Below are 18,403 nucleotides of genomic sequence, written 5' to 3'. Positions count from 1 at the left end.
GCTAAAGTCCGTCTGTCAGTATCGCATTAGATATCGTAAACGTTTTTATACCGGGCATCGGCGGGAAATGAATAACTGAAGGTGGTGTTAGGGTGGAGAAAGGATTAAAAAAACTAGTCATTTTGATGATGGCAGTTTCGTTCTTACTGGCGGGCTGCAACGGCGATAAATCCAAAGAAGCTTTGGCCCAGGTAAATTCGGGCGATGTTTCTTCCATTATGATTTCTGAAAAAGATGATTTTTTCTCACCGGATATTATCCGTGATCTTGAGAAATATTTGCAGCAGGGCGAGACAATCCGTGAAGGTTTGAAAAAAAGCGGAATTGTGACTTTTGCCGAAAACGGCGCGATTCAATCGATCAGTCAGGTGTCGCTTTCCTCCGCATTTTCATGGGGGCTTGAGCTTAACAATAAAAAGCTTGGAAAGGACAAGCTGGATACCGTTCTCAAGGAAAACGATGAAATCGGTATATCGATAGAGCCGACCGGGCAGAAAAAGCCGGAAAAGGCGGATCTGGAACCCGAGTATACCGTACTCAAGCTGAACGGCGGAACGATTGAGCCGGGGCTGACGCATACATATATTCTGCCGTTCTCAGAAAATGAGAGCGTACGCGCTATACTGCAGAGTATGGATTTCATCGAACTGACCATGAACAAACGCTTCATCGATTCTGTCAAGGGGTATAGCCCCAAGTCCATCGAGAAGTGGGTTATTAAAGTAAACGGCAAAGAGCTGGGCGAGAATGGTATGGACATGAGGCTTGCGCCTGCCGACGAGATTGAAATCAAATTGGAGAGATCCTAAATTTCACAACCTTCAAAATGACATATAAGCATCGTCAGGAATGAAAAAGGCCGGAAATGAATGCAGATATTTATGAACATTTAAGTGAAATAATTCACAATTAATGTGAACCAAATCACATTTCAAATTTTAACCATCCGATATAATGAAGTTATCCAAACGAAAAGGTTGGAAGGAATGCGCACCGCAAAGGTGCAACGCATATTCAACCTTGGAAGGAGGCCTTCATATGAAAGCAGGCAGAGAGAAATTAATTGTCATCGGTAACGGGATGGCCGGCATGAGCACAGTGGAGCAGATTCTAAAACTTAGCGGCTCCTATGACATTACCGTGTTCGGAAATGAGCCGCATCCCAATTACAACCGGATTATGCTTTCCTACGTGCTGGAGGGCACCAAGACCATAGAAGATATTATTTTGAATGATATGAGCTGGTATGAAGAGCATGGCATTAAACTATACACAGGCACGACCGTAGCAAGGATAGACAGCACGACACGACAGGTTATAACCGAGGATGGGGCATCCGTACCGTATGACAAAGTTATTATTGCTACTGGCTCGAGTCCCTTGATGTTGCCGATTCCCGGCTGCGATAAGAAGGGAGTGGTGGGCTTTCGCAATATTGAAGACTGCAATCGCATGATTGAGGCAGCCCGCGATTACCGGCATGCCGCTGTCATTGGCGGAGGGCTTCTGGGTCTGGAAGCGGCCAAAGGACTGGCCAGCCTCGGCATGGAAGTCACGGTTGTCCATCTGATGGAGGATCTCATGGAGCGACAGCTCGATCATCAGGCGGCGGCAATGTTGAAGACTGAACTGGAGCATCAGGGAATTCGGTTTGCGATGGGCAAGAAAACGACGGAGCTGCTGGGCGGCAATCGCGTGGAAGGGTTGCGTTTTAGTGACGATACCGTGCTGGCATGCGATTTTGTCGTCATGGCGGCAGGGATCAAGCCGAATACAAGTGTAGCCAAGGCCAGCGGCATCGCTGTGAAAAGAGGCATCATCGTAGATGATTATATGCGGACATCCATGCATCATGTGTATGCGGTAGGCGAATGTAATGAACATCGCGGCGTATGTTATGGTCTCGTTGCTCCATTGTTTGAACAAGGGAATGTGCTGGCCAAGCATATATGCGGTGTACCAACACTTCCTTATGAGGGATCTGTAGTATCGACTAAGCTAAAAATATCCGGTGTGGATGTATTCTCAGCCGGTGATTTCATGGAAGGACCCTCGCACACCGTTATTGCAGCGCAAAACGACTGGAAGCACACATATAAGAAAATTCTGCTGCAGGATGGAAAAATTACGGGTGCCGTGCTATTTGGCGATGTTACGGAAGCCGCGCCATTGCAAAAGCTGGTCAAGGATCATGCCGTCATGACAGATGAAATCTATAACGACATCATGGGGGGAGGCTGCTGCGGAAACGGAAGTGCCCAAAAAACGCTCTCAATCGAGACGATGGCGGACGAAGAGATCGTATGCGGCTGTAACGGGGTTACCAAGCAAATGATCGTAGAAGCCGTCACGGAGCAGGGACTGACAACCGTAGACGAGATTAAAGCTTGCACAGGCGCGACTCGTTCGTGCGGCGGCTGCAAGCCCGTGGTAGAACAGATCCTTCAATACGTGCTGGGAGATGGTTTTCAATCGGATAGCAAGCAGGGAATATGCGGGTGCACCAAGCTCAGCCGTGATCAAATCGTTGCTGAAATCCGCGGTAAAGGCCTGAAAACGATCCGGGAAGTCATGAACGTTCTGGAATGGAGCCAGCCTGAAGGTTGTTCGAAATGCCGTCCTGCACTGAATTATTATCTGGGCATGGTCTATCCGGCCGAGCATGAGGATGAAAGAGCTTCGCGCTTCGTGAATGAACGTCTGCATGCCAACATTCAAAAGGATGGCACCTATACCGTCGTACCTCGGATGTACGGAGGGGTGACGACCCCCGAGGTTTTAAAACGCATTGCAGATGTCTCACTGAAGTATGATGTGAAGGTGGTCAAAGTCACGGGCGGACAACGGCTGGACTTGATTGGCGTCAAAAAAGAAGACCTCCCAAGCGTATGGGAAGAGCTTGACATGCCTTCGGGGTATGCCTATGCCAAGTCGCTCCGAACAGTGAAAACATGTGTAGGATCCCAATTCTGCCGATTCGGGACCCAGGATTCGATGACGATGGGCGCACTGCTGGAACGGAAGTTTGAACGTTTGGATTTCCCTGCGAAATTCAAACTGGCGGTGAACGGGTGCCCGCGCAACTGTGCGGAATCCTGTACGAAGGATATTGGCATTGTTGGCAATGACGGCGGCTGGGAGATATTTATTGGTGGTAATGGAGGCATTAAGCCCCGAATTGCTGATTCGTTCTGCAAAGTGAGGAATGATCACGAATTGGTGGATATTTGCGGAGCCGTTATTCAATTATACCGTGAAACCGGTAACTATCTGGAAAGAACCTCGGAGTGGGTGGAACGGATGGGACTTGAATCGATTCGTGCCGCGGTATTGGAGGATGATGGGCAGCGGCAACAGCTTCTTGAACGCGTTGAATTTGCCCTTCAACAGGTCGAAGAACCATGGCACAAGGTATTGACTCAAGATGACACCCGCCGGCTGCTGTACGAAGGGGTGAAAGGGTAAATCTCAAGGATTCCGAATCCTGCAGTCACATGCAAAGGAGGACGTGATAGCATGAACGATACGCTTAATTATTTTCCGGCAGGAAAATTGGAAGATTATACAGCGCAGATGGGCCGGGTAGTTCATATTCAGGGGCTTGAGATCGCAGTGTTTTGTACCAGCAGCGGAGAGTTGTACGCGCTGGACAACCGCAGTCCACATCCCAAAGGGGGGCCTTTAGCGGAAGGCATGGTTTCCGGGCATTTTGTTTATGACCCTCTTTATGACTGGAAAATTGATCTGAGGGATGGACTCGTGCAAGCGCCCGATCATGGTGAAGTTCGAACGCATCAGATACGGGTCCAGGAAGGAACGGTCAGCATTACCTTGAGCAAGTCACCAGAACACTCATGCGATGGCAAGTGCACCTGCGGCCATCATTAGTAAGAGCTTGCATCCGTCATACCGGATGCAAGCTCTTTTTGTGTTTCGATGGAATATGGTATGTTCATGTCCATTTGCGCGTTGTAAAATATGGGTAGACAGGAGTGTATGAAAATGATCATGAATGAGAAAATCAAAGCATCAGAAGTAGAACTAACCGGATTAAATGGTGAAGATCTCGGCATAATGCCGACTTCCGAGGCTCTCGCAATGGCCCGGAAATTAAAGGTTGACCTGGTATGCACGTCTCTGATGAGCAGCCCTCCGCCATGCAAGCTGATAGGAGCGGGAGATGCCAAAAAGGAAAAACAGCAAGCCAAAGCCTCCGAGCGGCAAATGAAAATTAAAGAAATCCGGCTGACTCCGCAGATCGAGGATCATGATTATGACACCAAGCAGCGGCAGGCTGAGAAGATACTGCAATCCGGCGATGCCGTTCTTCTTGTGGTTCGCATCAAAGGCAAAGAGGGTGCCATGGCTAAGGAGCTTTTGGAGCGACTCGTCAAAGATTTGAACCATGCGGGAAGCAAGGTTACAGGAATTCAGCTCAGCGGCAAACAGGCTGCGGTGCAGGTCAATCCCGGAAAATAAGATCTATGCAGCTCGAGCTATCATAAGCAGGAAGGAGCTGTGCAATCGTGAGCGTAACAAAAAAATCGAAAAAGCTAATATGGAGCCTGGGAATCATGGTAATCCTGCTGGTGATCCTGATGATCCCGGTGCCCTATTATTTGTATCAGCCGGGTGACGTTGAACCTCTGTCACCGGTCATAACCGTTGAGAATGGGAATAAATCGGAAAAAGGGAATTTTTATTTAACCACCGTGACTACCATTAAAACCTCGCATTTATATTATCTGATCTACGGCTGGCTCGCGCCGAATACGCAGATCCGCAAACAAGAAAGCGTGAGCGGCAATCTGAGCGCTGATGAGTATGATTTTCTGTTGAGGCATATGATGACCACGTCCCAGCAAAATGCGGTTGTGGCGGGCCTTCGGGCCGCAGGCGAGGTTGTTCCTGTACAGAACAAGGGAGTCTTCGTTACGAATGTCCTGCCAATGTCCAAGGCCAAAGGGGAAATTGCCGTCGGGGATGTTATTACCGAAATCGATGGGCAGCAAATGCAGAAATCATCCGATGTGATCGCCTATTTGAGCGCCAAAAGGGCTGGAGATACCGTTGATATGATATTTTTGCATGAAGGAAAAAAACAGCAGCACACGTTTGAACTGACGGTCATCAACGATCAAGGGAAGGTGGGGCTTGGCATACAGCCGGAAGACGAATACGTCATCCACCCGCCGCGAAAGATCAAAATTGATACAAGTGGTATTGGCGGCCCTTCCGCAGGGTTGATGTTTTCGCTGGAAATATTGAATCAGGTACTGCCGGAGGATTTGACCAAGGGATACCAGATTGCGGGAACGGGAACGATGGATCAGGAGGGGAATGTCGGCCAGATCGGTGGTATCCGCGATAAAATCGTTGCGGCTCATGAAGGCAAGGTAGACATATTTTTTTGCCCGGCCGATGTCCAGCCAGGTGACAGCAATGCGAAAGATATTCTGGACGAGGCGAAGAAAAGGAATTATAAGATCAAGATCATACCCGTCCATACTATTCAGGAAGCGTTGGATTTTTTGAATCAATTGCAACCGAAATAATGCGTATGTCCAAATACAAAACGGTACCCCTCAAGTCTAGAAGACCCGAGGGGCACCGTTTTTTTACTTCAAATCCTTCCAGCCGTCAAAATCATGGATGGCGATGCCTGCATAAGACGGATTCACTTTAGCCAGCTCGTGAAGCTGCACCAGCTGCTCATTCATATAGTCTGCGCCCTTGGCATAAAACGTGATGAAATCACCTTCGTTGCTCGGCTTGGTTTCAACCGCAGCGAATGCCTGCTTGCCAAGCGCGGTAGCGTCCTCAAGCTCTTTCGTTGCGATGCTGTTGATTGCTGTAGCCGAATCCCGGTAAGACATGATGGTTACGGAATCATAATGACTGATCATAAAGCGGCTGAGCGACGTTTTTCCGTCTGCTGCCGTGTAATTGCCGAGCCAAAACGGGATGTCCGCTGAGAGCGGAAGCTTTAGCTTTTCGGCTTCGGATTCCATATACAGGACATTGTTCTGCCATTGGCGGACCACTTCGGCCTGGCTGGTCTTCCACTGGGTTAGCACATGAGGCTCAACATCGACATGAATGCCGCAGAATTTCTCCGCCGCTGCCGCTTCATTTTGATAAGCCTGTACCCAGCTCAAGAAGTTGGTGATTCGATATCGCTCGGATTCCAGACCCCATTGAGGTGCGCCATCGAGCGCCTGTACACGAATGCCGAGCGCGCCGGATGCTTTGATGAAGCTTTTATAGTAAGAGACCGGAATATCGATATTAATCTGCAGATAAACAAGGTTAACTTTATTTTGACTTAGAAAGGACAGGATTTCTTGCGGATTGGTGCGGATTCGTTCGGTATTCCATAGCCATGTAGCCTTTTGATAATATCCTTGGGCCTTTGCCACGTTAGGGGAGAGGAGATTGGTTCCGGATAACATAACACTTAAAAATACGATGAACAAAGAAAAACGTTTAATACAAGTTGCTGCCATATGCTTACACTCCTTAAATGACCTGTACAGGTGTATGATTCATTGTGCCCTTTTTCATGGGAGACAGTAGACTTCAGACCTTTGATGTCAGCGGCAAATTCAATGTGATGTAGTTCTTAGTGGGGAGAAGCCTGACCTCCTCAATACGGCAGTTAATCTATCCTGAACAGTTTATTTAGGAAGATCTGCGCAATATAAATGAGACTTGGGAACGTGTTATAAGATAATATTCGGTTCTTTAATCCGAAAGATTCATAGGACTTTAGTCCCTAAATAAGTAGTTTAAGGTCATTTCTGTGACATTAATAGGTATTTTGAGGGGTGAAAGAAGAAAAAGAACGAAGATGATGCAGAAACGGAAAAGTTTGGGACTATTTGCACGCAAAAAAACTTCCGTAGAACCAGACGTTGGTTACGGAAGTTTTGTGATCGTGACGAGTCTGAGAGAAGGGCGATGAAAAACATCAATCTAGATCCGGCAGATTTCATTTGGGCACATTTCACAGTGGCAGATATCCTGAAGCATTTCAAGGTCTTTAATAACAATCATCCCATTCTCGTATTCCACGGCGTCCTTTTTGCGTAAATCACTGAGCATGCGGTTGACGCTTTCGCGGGTTGCTCCAATCATGTTCGACAGGTCGGTGTGAGTGATTTTTTTGTGAATAAGGATCGTGTCCCCGTGCTTCTCGCCATACGTATTGCCAAGCCGGATCAGAGTCGAGCAGAGCGCACCCGGCTTGCCGTACATCATCAGATCACGGAACTTGGTTTGGGTGAGGCGATGGTGGATGCCCATCCACTTCATAAAATCAATGGCAAAATCACAATGCTGGCAGATCAGGACTTCCAGATCCTTTGTATCAATGACTCCGATTTCACTTTCCTCAAGGACTTCTGCGGTAAAGCTGTGCTTGCTGCTGAAGAATGGATCGGCTTGCCCAACCATATCTCCCGATTGATACATGTACAAGATCAGCTCTTTGCCTTCATCCGTCGATTTGGTCAATTTGATGCGGCCGCGCTTCACATAAAACAGCTTATCGGAGACATCACCCTCCCAGAATAAATGAGAACCTTCAGGCACGATCCGTTCTTTCATCATCACCATCAGCCGATCGATATTTTGGTCTGAAAAACAGCTAGTATTTCCACGGGCATCGATAACATTCAGTTGGTTGCTCATACTCGTTATCCCCTTTGTATCTTCAATTTTCAATAAATTTTGAATTAATTATAACCTGAAAAGCTCTGTTTTTGGGGGGATAAAAGCCTGTAAAAGTGTCGAAATTCCGACATTGTGATTATTTTCACTACATAGTTGATTTCCATATTTAGATTTTTACATAAGCAGGGAAAAAGACGCTAAATGGAAATGTAAGCGTATTGAAAATGAAGATTGGAAATATCCATACTTTGTGAAAGTTTTCACTTTAATTCTTTTCACGGTTGTGTTATGATCGAGTCGAGAGAGAGATAAAACCAAAATTTACCTGAGAGGATGAAAGAGATGGCTGTAAAAAATGAGATGGTTACCGATAAAAAACAGCAGTCAGCCGAAGAGTACATCCAGACCCTGATCAACAAAGCGAACAAGGCACAGGAGAAATTTATGGGTATGACCCAGGAGCAAATCGACGACATCGTTCAGGGCATGGCCTTGGCGGGACTCGACAAGCATATGTATCTGGCTAAGCTCGCGGTTGAAGAAACGGGAAGAGGCATCTACGAAGACAAAATCACCAAGAACATGTTCTCTACCGAGTACATCTACCACAGCATCAAGTATGAAAAAACCGTTGGCGTCATTGAAGATAATCCGTATGAAAGCTATCAGAAAATTGCGGAACCGGTGGGCATCATTATGGGGATAACGCCTGTAACTAACCCGACCTCCACCACCATGTTTAAAGCACTCATATCTATTAAAACACGTAATCCTATTATTTTCGGCTTCCACCCTTCCGCGCAGCAATGCAGCAGAGAGGCGGCGAAGACGTTGCTTGAGGCGGCAGTAAAGCATGGAGCTCCCGCAGATTGCATCCAGTGGATCGAAGAGCCGAACATGGAAAAAACCAACGCGCTGATGAATCATCCGGATGTGGCTTTGATTTTGGCTACCGGCGGATCGGGCATGGTGCGGGCAGCATACAGTTGCGGTAAACCGGCTCTTGGCGTAGGTCCCGGCAACGTTCCGTGCTTTATCGAAAAGTCTGCGGATATCGACCAGGCCGTAACCGACTTGATCCTGTCGAAATCTTTTGATAACGGCATGATCTGCGCATCGGAACAGGCTGTCATCATCGAAGAGTCTATTTTTGACCAGGTTCGCAAGAAAATGATCGCCAATGGCTGTTATTTCGTCAACAAGGATGAAGCGGCAAAGCTGACAGCTGGAGCCATCAACACGGAGAAATGCGCGGTTAATCCGGCAATCGTTGGTCAGTCGGCTGTGAAAATCGCCGAAATGTGCGGTTTCAGCGTTCCGGCAGGCACCAAGATCCTCGTGGCTGAAATCGAAGGCGTAGGCATGAAGTTTCCATTGTCCGCGGAAAAACTGAGTCCGGTACTGGCCTGCTATAAAGTGAAAAATGCGGCAGACGGCATTGAGCGCGCAGCGGAGGTCGTAGCTTTCGGAGGAATGGGGCATTCGTCGGTTATCCATTCGCATAACGAGGAAGTCATCTCGAAATTTGCGGACCGTTTGCAAACGGGGCGGATCATCGTAAACTCGCCATCGACTCACGGCGCCATCGGAGATATCTATAACACGAACCTGCCGTCGTTGACGCTCGGCTGCGGATCGTACGGCCGGAACTCGACGTCGTCGAACGTGACCGCAGTGAACCTTATCAACGTAAAAAGGGTGGCTCGCCGTACCGTGAATATGCAATGGTTCAAAGTACCGGACAAAATTTATTTCGAAAAAGGATCCACGCAATATTTGGCCAAAATGCCGGATATCAGCCGGGTTGCAATCATTACGGATGCGATGATGGTCAAACTGGGATATGTTGAAAGAGTCGAGCATTATCTTCGCCAGCGCCAGACACCGGTTGTCATTGAAGTCTTCTCGGATGTAGAACCTGATCCATCGACTACAACAGTGGATAGAGGCACGGAAATGATGAACCGGTTCCAGCCCGACTGCATTATCGCCCTTGGCGGCGGATCGCCGATGGATGCTGCGAAAGCGATGTGGCTGTTCTACGAATATCCGGATACGGATTTTGAGAACCTGAAGCAGAAATTCATGGATATCCGCAAACGGATCTACAAATATCCGCGTCTGGGACAAAAGGCAAAATTCGTCGCCATTCCAACAACATCGGGAACAGGCTCGGAAGTGACATCCTTTGCTGTTATTACGGATAAAAATCAGGGTAATACAAAGTATCCGCTTGCGGATTATGAATTAACGCCGGATGTGGCGATAGTGGACCCTGAGTTCGTGTACACGCTGCCTAAAACAGCAGTAGCCGATACCGGTATGGACGTATTGACACATGCGATTGAAGCTTATGTATCGGTCATGGCCAGCGATTATACAGACGGGCTTGCGATCAAGGCGATTCAGCTGGTATTCCAGTATCTTGAACAGTCGGCGCTTACCGGCGATAAGCTTGCCCGTGAGAAAATGCATAATGCATCGACTCTGGCAGGCATGGCCTTTGCGAATGCATTCCTCGGCATCAACCACAGCCTTGCGCATAAATGGGGCGGGGAATACCATACGGCGCACGGCCGCACTAATGCGATTTTGATGCCGCATGTCATCCGTTACAATGCGAAGAAACCAACGAAGTTCGCTTCGTTCCCTAAATACTCGCATTTCATCGCTGACGAGCGTTATGCAGAAATCGCACGTATTATGGGATTGCCGGCACGGACAACGGAAGAAGGCGTAGATAGCCTGATCCAGTCGATCCGCAAGCTGAATAAAGCGCTGGGCATCGAGGAATCGTTCCAGGAGCTCGGCTTTGATGCCAAGGATTTCGAAGCCCGCGTTGACTATTTGGCGGACCGCGCATTTGAAGACCAGTGCACAACGGCCAATCCGAAGCTGCCGCTCGTGACGGAACTGGCAGAGGTCTACCGGAATGCCTTCTACGGTCGATTTGACAAATAACATGTAAAGAAAATCATGGATGCTGTGACAAATATCACCCGAAAAGTGATATTTGTCACAGTGATTTTCAGAAAAATCCTGTAAACTGAACATGTAATAAGGACACCGCATTGAGAGCAAATGATGCTAATGGCGCAGGAGATACGGCGTTAACAGAACTATAGTTGTGAAAAAAGTCACAATAATTTAGTTCGAACAGCGGATTTATGCGGGTTCAGGAGATGTGGGATTTCCTTCAAACTCATAGTCTCAATTAAATAGAAAAATGGAGGGATTCAGAATGTCGGTGCTAGAAAAAGACGCGCAAAACATGCAATCAGGCTGGAGAGGTTACAAAAAAGGGAAATGGAGCAAGAAGGTTAATGTCAATGACTTCATTGAGAGCAACATCAGTCCATACCAAGGCAATGAGGATTTTCTGGCAGGACCAACGAACAACACGACGGAGCTCTGGAAAATCGTATCCGAATTAACCAAAAAAGAACGGGATAACGGCGGCGTGCTGGATGTTGACGTGAATACGCCATCGACGATTGTTTCCCACCAGCCAGGATACCTGGACAAGGACAAAGAGCAAATTGTCGGTGTGCAAACCGATGCTCCGTTCAAGCGATCCATCCAGCCATTTGGCGGAATCCGCATGATGATTGATGCTTGCCAGGCTTACGGTTTTGAACTTCCCGAAGAATTGATCAAGACGTTTACGGATATCCGCAAAACCCACAACCAAGGTGTGTTTGATGCATATACAACAGACATGCGGGCTGCGCGCAAAGCAGGGATCATTACCGGTCTTCCCGACGCATACGGCCGTGGCCGGATCATCGGAGACTACCGCCGCGTATCTCTATATGGTATAGACTTTCTGATCCAGGAAAAGAAACAGGAGCTCTTGGAGCTGGAAGTTGACGTTATCGATGAAGACGTGATTCGCCTCCGTGAGGAATTATCCGAGCAAATGCGTGCCCTGGGTGAGCTGAAACAAATGGCAGCCATGCACGGCTACGATATTTCCAAACCGGCGCAAAACGCCAAAGAAGCTTTCCAATGGCTCTACTTCGGTTATTTGGCAGCCATCAAAGAACAAAACGGGGCGGCCATGTCGCTGGGCCGCGTATCCTCCTTCCTCGATATTTACATGGAACGCGATTTGGCGGAAGGCACGCTTACCGAAGAACAGGCTCAGGAGCTTGTGGACCATTTTGTCATGAAGCTCCGAATCGTTAAATTCCTGCGTACGCCGGATTATAATGAGCTTTTCAGCGGTGATCCAACCTGGGTGACGGAATCGATCGGCGGGATGTCTACCAACGGGCAGACCCGGGTGACGAAGAACAGTTTCCGGTTCCTGCATACCTTGTACAATTTGGGACCGGCACCGGAGCCGAACCTAACCGTGCTTTGGTCTGAACAGCTGCCGGAGGCGTTCAAGAAATACTGCTCGAAAGTATCGATTGAGACCAGTTCGATCCAATATGAAAATGATGACCTGATGCGTCCGATCTATGGCGACGATTACGGTATCGCTTGTTGCGTGTCGGCCATGAAGATCGGCAAGCAAATGCAGTTCTTCGGCGCACGTGCAAACCTTGCCAAATGTTTGCTGTATGCGATTAACGGCGGGGTTGACGAAAAGCTCGGAGCGCAAGTGGGTCCGGAGTATCCGGCCATCACGGCCGAGGTGCTGGAATACGACGAGGTTCTCAAACGCTTTAAGCCGATGATGGAATGGCTCGCGAAGCTGTACATGAATACGCTGAATGTCATCCATTTCATGCATGATAAATATTCTTACGAACGCATTGAAATGGCTCTGCATGACCGTGACATCCTGCGGACGATGGCCTGCGGCATTGCCGGCTTGTCGGTTGCTGCGGATTCGCTCAGCGCAATCAAATACGCTCAGGTCAAACCGATCCGCAACGACAAAGGCATCGCGGTCGATTTTGAAATCGAAGGCGAATATCCTTGCTACGGTAATAATGATGACCGCGTAGACAGCATTGCCGTTGAACTGGTGGAAACCTTCATGAGCATGATCCGCAAGCACAAAGCGTACCGGAACGCCATGCCGACCCAATCGGTCCTGACCATCACTTCCAATGTGGTATACGGCAAAAAAACCGGAACGACTCCGGACGGACGCAAAGCGGGAGAACCGTTTGCTCCGGGTGCGAACCCTATGCATGGCCGCGACAAAAAAGGGGCACTCGCTTCGCTCAGTTCGGTAGCCAAACTCCCGTATGAGGATAGCCTCGACGGTATTTCGAACACATTCTCGATCGTGCCAAAAGCCCTGGGTAAAGAGCCTGAGGTCCGTAAATCGAATCTGGTAGCCATGCTGGACGGATATTTCGGAAGCAAAGCGCATCATCTCAACGTCAACGTATTTGACCGCGAGCAATTGTTAGACGCGATGGATCATCCGGAGAACTATCCTCAATTGACTATCCGCGTATCGGGTTATGCCGTTAACTTTGTCAAACTGACCCGTGAACAGCAGCTGGATGTTATCAACCGCACATTCCACGATTCGATGTAACAGAGGCGGGTAATAAAGAGTATCTAGTAAAGTATGGATGATTTAATGAATATACAATGAGAAGCGGATGCGGAAAGGGTGACTTCATATGATCAAAGGACATATCCATTCCATGGAGACCTTTGGAACAGTCGACGGACCGGGCATCCGCTTTGTCCTTTTCATGCAAGGCTGCTTGCTGAAGTGCCAGTACTGCCATAACCCGGATACCTGGGCACTTCATGAGGGCAAAGAGATGACGGTCGAGGAAGTGTTAGCCGAAATTGAGCCTTATCTGAATTACTACCGTTCTTCGGGCGGCGGGCTTACCGTTTCCGGCGGGGAACCGACGCTGCAGTCGCATTTTGTGGCGGAGCTGTTCAAGGAAGTGAAGAACCGCTGGAATTTGCATACAACGCTTGACAGCAACGGCTTTAATGAAGCGGATCGGATCCATCAGCTGCTGGAAGTGACGGATCTCGTTCTGCTCGATATTAAACACATCGACGATGAGAAACACATCAAACTGACGGGTAAGTCTAACGAACGTACGCTTCGCACTGCGCAGTGGTTATCGGAGAATGGTCGTAAAATGTGGATAAGGCATGTGTATGTACCCGGCATACATGATCAAGAGGAGGACCTGATCAATCTTGGCAGATTTATCGGGACTCTGAGCGGGGTAGAGAAGTTCGAAATTCTCCCCTATCATCAAATGGGCATATATAAATGGGAAGCGCTCGGTAAGGAATATCCTCTTCAGGGCGTACCGAGTCCTACCGAAGAAGAAGTCCAGCGGGCATACCGTTTGATAGAAGAAGGACGGAAGCAAACTGCAGTTGTTTCGTAAACCAAAATTCTAAGAGTTCTTTCCTATAGCAGGAAAGAACTCTTTTTAGGTATAAAGAATTACATTTATATGTTATTATTTTCGTGAAAACGCAAGAAATACATCCGATAGAATTATTTTTTTGAAAATAGTAGAGAATTTTATCCCCTAATTAGCAGATTATTGCTCTAACGATGGTGTATACTCATTCTTATAATGAGAATTGTAAGATGTTTCGAGGGGGATCAACAATGAAGATAAAGAGAAGTTTGATTCTTTTGATGTCGTTTTGTTTAGTATCTTCACTAATGTTGACAGCCTGTGAAAGCACACAAACGAATGTAAACGCATCCACAAAAACTAAGGGCGATGAGATCCCAAAAGCGGAGCCCTTTGAATTGACGCTTCGTCATACACAGGTAGGCAAAGATAAAGAAAAGCGTTTTGCCATTTTAAATGATGTGGTAAAAAAGGTGGAAAGCGAGGTCGACGGTCTGACGTTCAGACTGGATGGCGTGGAATCGGATGTGAACCGCAAGGAAAAGCTCCGCGGGGAAATGGCTGCAGGCAACCCTCCCGATATTTTTGATCTGTTCGGCAGTCCGGACTCCAAAATATACGCCAAGGAAGGTAAGCTTTTGGATCTCACACCCATTATTGAAGAACTGGGCATCAAGGACAAATTCTCTTCTCTGGAACCATTTACTTATAAGGGCCAGGTTTACGGGCTCCCGATCGGCGGGTCGGCAGAAGGTTTCTTCTATAATAAAGATTATTTTGATAAGAAGGGCTGGAAACCGCCAACCACATTTCATGAGTTCGAAAAGATGTTGGCCGCCATCAAAGCCGACGGTAAGGTACCGATTGCCGCTGCATCCAAAGATGGCTGGGTACCATTAATGATTACCAATCATTTGTGGTCACGTACTGCCGGACCGGATATAACGGCTAAATTTGCAACGGGCGAAGCCAAATGGACGGATCCCAACGTCATTAAAGCCTTCGCCAAACATCAGGAATGGGAAAATAAAGGCTACTTTAAAAAGGGCGAACTAGGTTTTGAATATCCGGAATATACGACCCAATTCACAAGCGGCGATGCCATTCTGATGTATGACGGTACATGGAAATCCTCCGTATTCAAAAAAAGTGAGTCTGGTGCGAGCATGGTTGGAAAGGTTGGATTTTTCAATATGCCTCCTGTTGAAGGCGGTGTCGGGGACCAAACGGCGCTCATGTTCAATGATAACAACGGATATGGATTCTCGTCTGCAGTAGCCAAAGATCCGCGCAAGCTACAGGCAGTGAAATCATTCATCAAAAATATGTTCAACGAAGACATGCAAATCCGCGGACTTGTCGAAGATGGCGTTCTGCCTGCGATGAAGATGGATGTTTCGGTACTGGCTTCAAGCATCAATGATACTTTGATGAAGGAGATCGTTGAGGTGCTGGAAAAGGCCGAAACCAAGTTTGCGGCATTCGATTCTCTCGTGCAAACGGACGTGACGTCTGAAATCAGCAATGTTCAAATTCAAAAGCTCATCAGCAACCAAACGACACCTGAAAAAATGGGTGAAGCGTTGCAAAAAGTACAAGATGAGGCGAACTCTTTAGCAGAATAAGAAAAACATTGTATATCCATTTCACCATTCCTTATCGCATATGTGATTCCAAGATGTCGCAGCAAGCGTAGAGGATCCAGATTGGAAGAGTGCCAATGAATTTGCGCAATAAGTTATTTACGGCATTTGTGATATTGATCATTGTTCCATTATGCACATTAGGTGTTGTTACCTACATCGTTTCGTCGCATTCTATCGAGGAAAAATACAGCCGCCAGACGGAATATTCGCTTAAGGCCATCAGCTACAGCATCAGTACGGTTCTGAAACAAATGGACAACGTCACAGACAACGGAATTGCGACATCCGTTTTTCATATGGCGCTTGCAGCCAAGGATCCGACCAAGCAGGATTTGAATGCCGAACAGCTCAGCCTGAACAACAGCCAACGGAATTTCCGGAGTTTGCTCTATAATCATCCTGCGATAAGCTATGCCTTTCTCTATAATCTGAACGGTGCGGACAAGTCAAGCAATGTATCTATTTTCACCAAGGAAAATTTTGAAACCATGCCTTTCGAAGATTTTAAAAAGCAGCCCTTATATAAGGAAGTGATCGATCTTAATGGGGTTCCCAAATGGATTGCCCCGCATGAATATCCGGAACTGACGGGAACGGATCCGGTATTCACGCAGATTCGCCTGATCAAAGAGCTTAGCTATTTTAAAAACATAGGCATTCTGGTGGTCCAAATCAAAAATTGGGACATTGAATCGATATTCCGCAATTTATCTCTGTCCCAAAGTATGCAATCTACGAAATTTATGCTTGTCAATGACGAGGGCCTAATCCTGTATGATCCCAATAAGGCATTTGAGGGGCTGCAACTCAGCTCGGTGATGAAAAAACCGGTGGATTTTGGAGGCGATTACCAGAGTATTAAAACGGATTTCAATGATGAGAAAAGCATCGTATCGATATACCATCTCAAGGATTACTCCTGGAATTTGGTTTCGGTAACCTCATGGAAATCCCTTTCAAAGGAAACGCTTTTGTTTGCCCAGTGGTTTATCGGCATTACTCTGCTCTGCCTACTGGCAGCCATCACATTCAATATGGTGTTCATGAGAAGGATTACGGGTTCTATAGCGGTCATTGTCCGCTTTATGAGGAAGGTAGAAGGCGGAGATTTCAATGTCCGGGTAGAGGATCGCGGGAAGGATGAACTTCATATTTTGGCGAAAGGCTTCAACGATTTGGTGGATCAGATCAACAGCCTTTTCAAGCAAATCAATACGAAACAGAAGCAGAAGACCCAAGCTGAGCTGCGGGTGCTGCAAGCCCAGATCAAGCCGCACTTTTTGTTCAATACCCTTGAATCCATCAATGTTCTTGCGATTCAGAATGAAGGGGTCAAGGTCAGTGAAATGGTTCATAGACTAGGAAGTATCCTGAGGATCAGCATCCAAGACAAGGAAGAAATTCCTCTGGATCAGGAAATCGAGCATTTGCAGAGCTATCTGGAAATACAGAAATTCCGCTTTGATGACCTGTTTGATTATGAGATCGATATACCGCCTGATCTACGCAGAAGGAGCGTATTGAAGCTGACCCTACAGCCATTGGTAGAAAATTGCATCCAGCACGGCTTTGAGGGAATCTCATACAAGGGACATATTCATATTTCATGCTGGTTAGACCAGGGCCGCATTATTTTGCAGGTACAGGATAACGGAATCGGAATGGATCCGAAGCAGCTTGCTAAATTTGAATATATGAAGACAGACAACGAAGACGAAGCGGAGCGGAAGGATCAGGTCAGACATCTGTATGAGGAACGGCGGGGTTTGGGTGTGCGGAGCGTGGCTGACCGGATCAGAATTCACTACGGGGAGTATTACGGTTTATTTATCTGTTCTTCACACCTGACTGGAACGATAATTCAGTGTGTTATTCCTGATGCTGAGTGGAGGGAAATGGAATGATTCTTAAGGTGTTGCTTGTAGATGATGAGGCTCCGATCCTGAATAATCTCAAGGCCATCATCCCATGGAAAGAAATGAATATGCAGGTGCTTACGGCTCGAAGCGGGCAGGAGGCCTTGGGGCTTTTTGACATCCATAATCCGGACATTATTCTATGCGATATTCGCATGCCTGTGATGGATGGCTTGACGCTGGTCGGCCAGCTGAGAGACAAAGGGTCCACGGCTGAGATCATTCTGCTGACGGGATATCAGGAGTTTGAATATGCAAGAGCAGGCATTAAGTATAAAGTCAGGGATTATATCTGCAAGCCCATTCATTATAAGGAACTGGAAAATAACATCCGTACTATTGGTGAACAGATCGTGCAAACCCGGCTGAAGGACCCTTTTCAGCAGAAAGTATCGAGGATCCAGGAGACCGAGGATGATCAGACGGTTCGGAAAAACCCTCAGCAGTTGATGGCGGAAGCCGCCCGCTACATTACGGACAAACTCGATAAAGATCTGGGAATCGAGGAACTGGCGGGATATCTGGGTATCAGCTGCAGTTACTTCAGCATGCTTTTCAAAAATCATTTGGGGATGACTTTCGTGGAGTACGTCACGTCCAAACGCGTCGAAGCCGCAAAGTATCTGCTAGCCCACAGCGAGAAGAGCATCACCCAAATCGGTTCGGGTATTGGCTATCATGAGCGACGTTATTTTACAAAAGTGTTCCAGCGCCATACTGGCATGACTCCTTCGGAGTTCCGTGACCAGGCCAAGAATGTTTCAGCGATATAAATGAATCTATAGTAAATCTATACTCCGCCGGTTCTTATCCCGGACCCAATTTGTTTTGTATGGTGGACCGTTGAATCCTTCTT

The 18,403-nt window shown here is 47.4% G+C and carries 13 protein-coding genes; 11 read left to right on the top strand and 2 right to left on the bottom strand.

Annotation, left to right across the window (positions count from 1 at the left end):
• Nucleotides 1-128 precede the first annotated feature (128 nt).
• From GRF59_RS15820 to GRF59_RS15800, 5 genes are all read left to right on the top strand, one after another.
• Nucleotides 129-809, top strand: a complete 681-nt coding sequence (locus tag GRF59_RS15820; RefSeq protein ID WP_160498677.1) for a hypothetical protein — start codon at nt 129-131, stop codon at nt 807-809.
• Nucleotides 810-1,038: 229 nt separating this feature from the next.
• Nucleotides 1,039-3,465: a nitrite reductase large subunit NirB gene (gene nirB / locus GRF59_RS15815; RefSeq protein WP_160498676.1), complete on the top strand. Its 2,427-nt coding sequence runs from the start codon at nt 1,039-1,041 to the stop codon at nt 3,463-3,465.
• Between the two features lie 51 nt (nt 3,466-3,516).
• Nucleotides 3,517-3,888, top strand: coding sequence for a nitrite reductase small subunit NirD (gene nirD / locus GRF59_RS15810; RefSeq protein WP_160498675.1), 372 nt, complete (start codon nt 3,517-3,519; stop codon nt 3,886-3,888).
• A gap of 114 nt (nt 3,889-4,002) precedes the next feature.
• Entirely contained in the window at nt 4,003-4,479 is a 477-nt protein-coding gene (gene infC, locus GRF59_RS15805) for a translation initiation factor IF-3 (RefSeq protein WP_160498674.1), read from the top strand.
• 47 nt (nt 4,480-4,526) lie between these two features.
• Entirely contained in the window at nt 4,527-5,555 is a 1,029-nt protein-coding gene (locus GRF59_RS15800) for a SepM family pheromone-processing serine protease (RefSeq protein WP_341480078.1), read from the top strand.
• A 63-nt stretch (nt 5,556-5,618) separates the two neighbouring features.
• Here the strand turns inward: GRF59_RS15800 and GRF59_RS15795 are convergent, their stop codons facing one another.
• Nucleotides 5,619-6,506: a hypothetical protein gene (locus tag GRF59_RS15795; RefSeq protein ID WP_160498673.1), complete on the bottom strand. Its 888-nt coding sequence runs from the start codon at nt 6,504-6,506 to the stop codon at nt 5,619-5,621.
• A gap of 469 nt (nt 6,507-6,975) precedes the next feature.
• Nucleotides 6,976-7,692 carry a Crp/Fnr family transcriptional regulator gene (locus GRF59_RS15790; RefSeq protein WP_160498672.1) on the bottom strand — a complete coding sequence of 239 codons (717 nt, stop codon included), beginning with the start codon at nt 7,690-7,692 and terminating at the stop codon, nt 6,976-6,978.
• A 324-nt stretch (nt 7,693-8,016) separates the two neighbouring features.
• Here GRF59_RS15790 and adhE point away from each other — a divergent pair, with 324 nt between their 5' ends.
• The 6 genes from adhE (at nt 8,017) to GRF59_RS15760 (ending at nt 18,320) form a co-directional block, all read left to right on the top strand.
• A complete protein-coding gene (gene adhE / locus GRF59_RS15785) occupies nt 8,017-10,635 on the top strand; it encodes a bifunctional acetaldehyde-CoA/alcohol dehydrogenase (protein WP_160498671.1) in 2,619 nt (872 codons plus the stop codon).
• 280 nt (nt 10,636-10,915) lie between these two features.
• Nucleotides 10,916-13,177, top strand: coding sequence for a formate C-acetyltransferase (gene pflB, locus GRF59_RS15780; RefSeq protein ID WP_160498670.1), 2,262 nt, complete (start codon nt 10,916-10,918; stop codon nt 13,175-13,177).
• Nucleotides 13,178-13,265: 88 nt separating this feature from the next.
• Complete coding sequence (gene pflA, locus GRF59_RS15775) at nt 13,266-14,006, top strand: pyruvate formate-lyase-activating protein (RefSeq protein ID WP_160498669.1); 741 nt, start codon at nt 13,266-13,268, stop codon at nt 14,004-14,006.
• A gap of 377 nt (nt 14,007-14,383) precedes the next feature.
• Nucleotides 14,384-15,610, top strand: coding sequence for an extracellular solute-binding protein (locus GRF59_RS15770; RefSeq protein ID WP_423802959.1), 1,227 nt, complete (start codon nt 14,384-14,386; stop codon nt 15,608-15,610).
• A gap of 95 nt (nt 15,611-15,705) precedes the next feature.
• The gene (locus GRF59_RS15765; protein WP_160498667.1) at nt 15,706-17,535 is read left to right on the top strand and encodes a cache domain-containing sensor histidine kinase; all 1,830 of its coding nucleotides are present in this window, start codon (nt 15,706-15,708) and stop codon (nt 17,533-17,535) included.
• A complete protein-coding gene (locus GRF59_RS15760) occupies nt 17,532-18,320 on the top strand; it encodes a response regulator transcription factor (protein WP_202128703.1) in 789 nt (262 codons plus the stop codon). Before GRF59_RS15765 ends, GRF59_RS15760 begins: the two co-directional genes overlap by 4 nt.
• Nucleotides 18,321-18,403: the final 83 nt, after the last annotated feature.

The organism is Paenibacillus dendrobii, from assembly GCF_009807035.1.
GTDB classification, from domain to species: Bacteria; Bacillota; Bacilli; order Paenibacillales; family Paenibacillaceae; genus Paenibacillus_AQ; species Paenibacillus_AQ dendrobii.
This window is presented reverse-complemented; position numbering and strand designations above follow the sequence as displayed.

What these genes read in the sequence shown, in the direction of transcription:
- GRF59_RS15820 (WP_160498677.1), top strand. Translation starts at nt 129, where the DNA reads ATGGCAGTTTCGTTCTTACTGGCGGGCTGCAACGGCGATAAATCCAAA.
- nirB (WP_160498676.1), top strand. Translation starts at nt 1,039, where the DNA reads ATGAAAGCAGGCAGAGAGAAATTAATTGTCATCGGTAACGGGATGGCC.
- nirD (WP_160498675.1), top strand. Translation starts at nt 3,517, where the DNA reads ATGAACGATACGCTTAATTATTTTCCGGCAGGAAAATTGGAAGATTAT.
- infC (WP_160498674.1), top strand. Translation starts at nt 4,003, where the DNA reads ATGATCATGAATGAGAAAATCAAAGCATCAGAAGTAGAACTAACCGGA.
- GRF59_RS15795 (WP_160498673.1), bottom strand. Translation starts at nt 6,506, where the DNA reads ATGGCAGCAACTTGTATTAAACGTTTTTCTTTGTTCATCGTATTTTTA.
- GRF59_RS15790 (WP_160498672.1), bottom strand. Translation starts at nt 7,692, where the DNA reads ATGAGCAACCAACTGAATGTTATCGATGCCCGTGGAAATACTAGCTGT.
- adhE (WP_160498671.1), top strand. Translation starts at nt 8,017, where the DNA reads ATGGCTGTAAAAAATGAGATGGTTACCGATAAAAAACAGCAGTCAGCC.
- pflB (WP_160498670.1), top strand. Translation starts at nt 10,916, where the DNA reads ATGTCGGTGCTAGAAAAAGACGCGCAAAACATGCAATCAGGCTGGAGA.
- pflA (WP_160498669.1), top strand. Translation starts at nt 13,266, where the DNA reads ATGATCAAAGGACATATCCATTCCATGGAGACCTTTGGAACAGTCGAC.
- GRF59_RS15765 (WP_160498667.1), top strand. Translation starts at nt 15,706, where the DNA reads ATGAATTTGCGCAATAAGTTATTTACGGCATTTGTGATATTGATCATT.
- GRF59_RS15760 (WP_202128703.1), top strand. Translation starts at nt 17,532, where the DNA reads ATGATTCTTAAGGTGTTGCTTGTAGATGATGAGGCTCCGATCCTGAAT.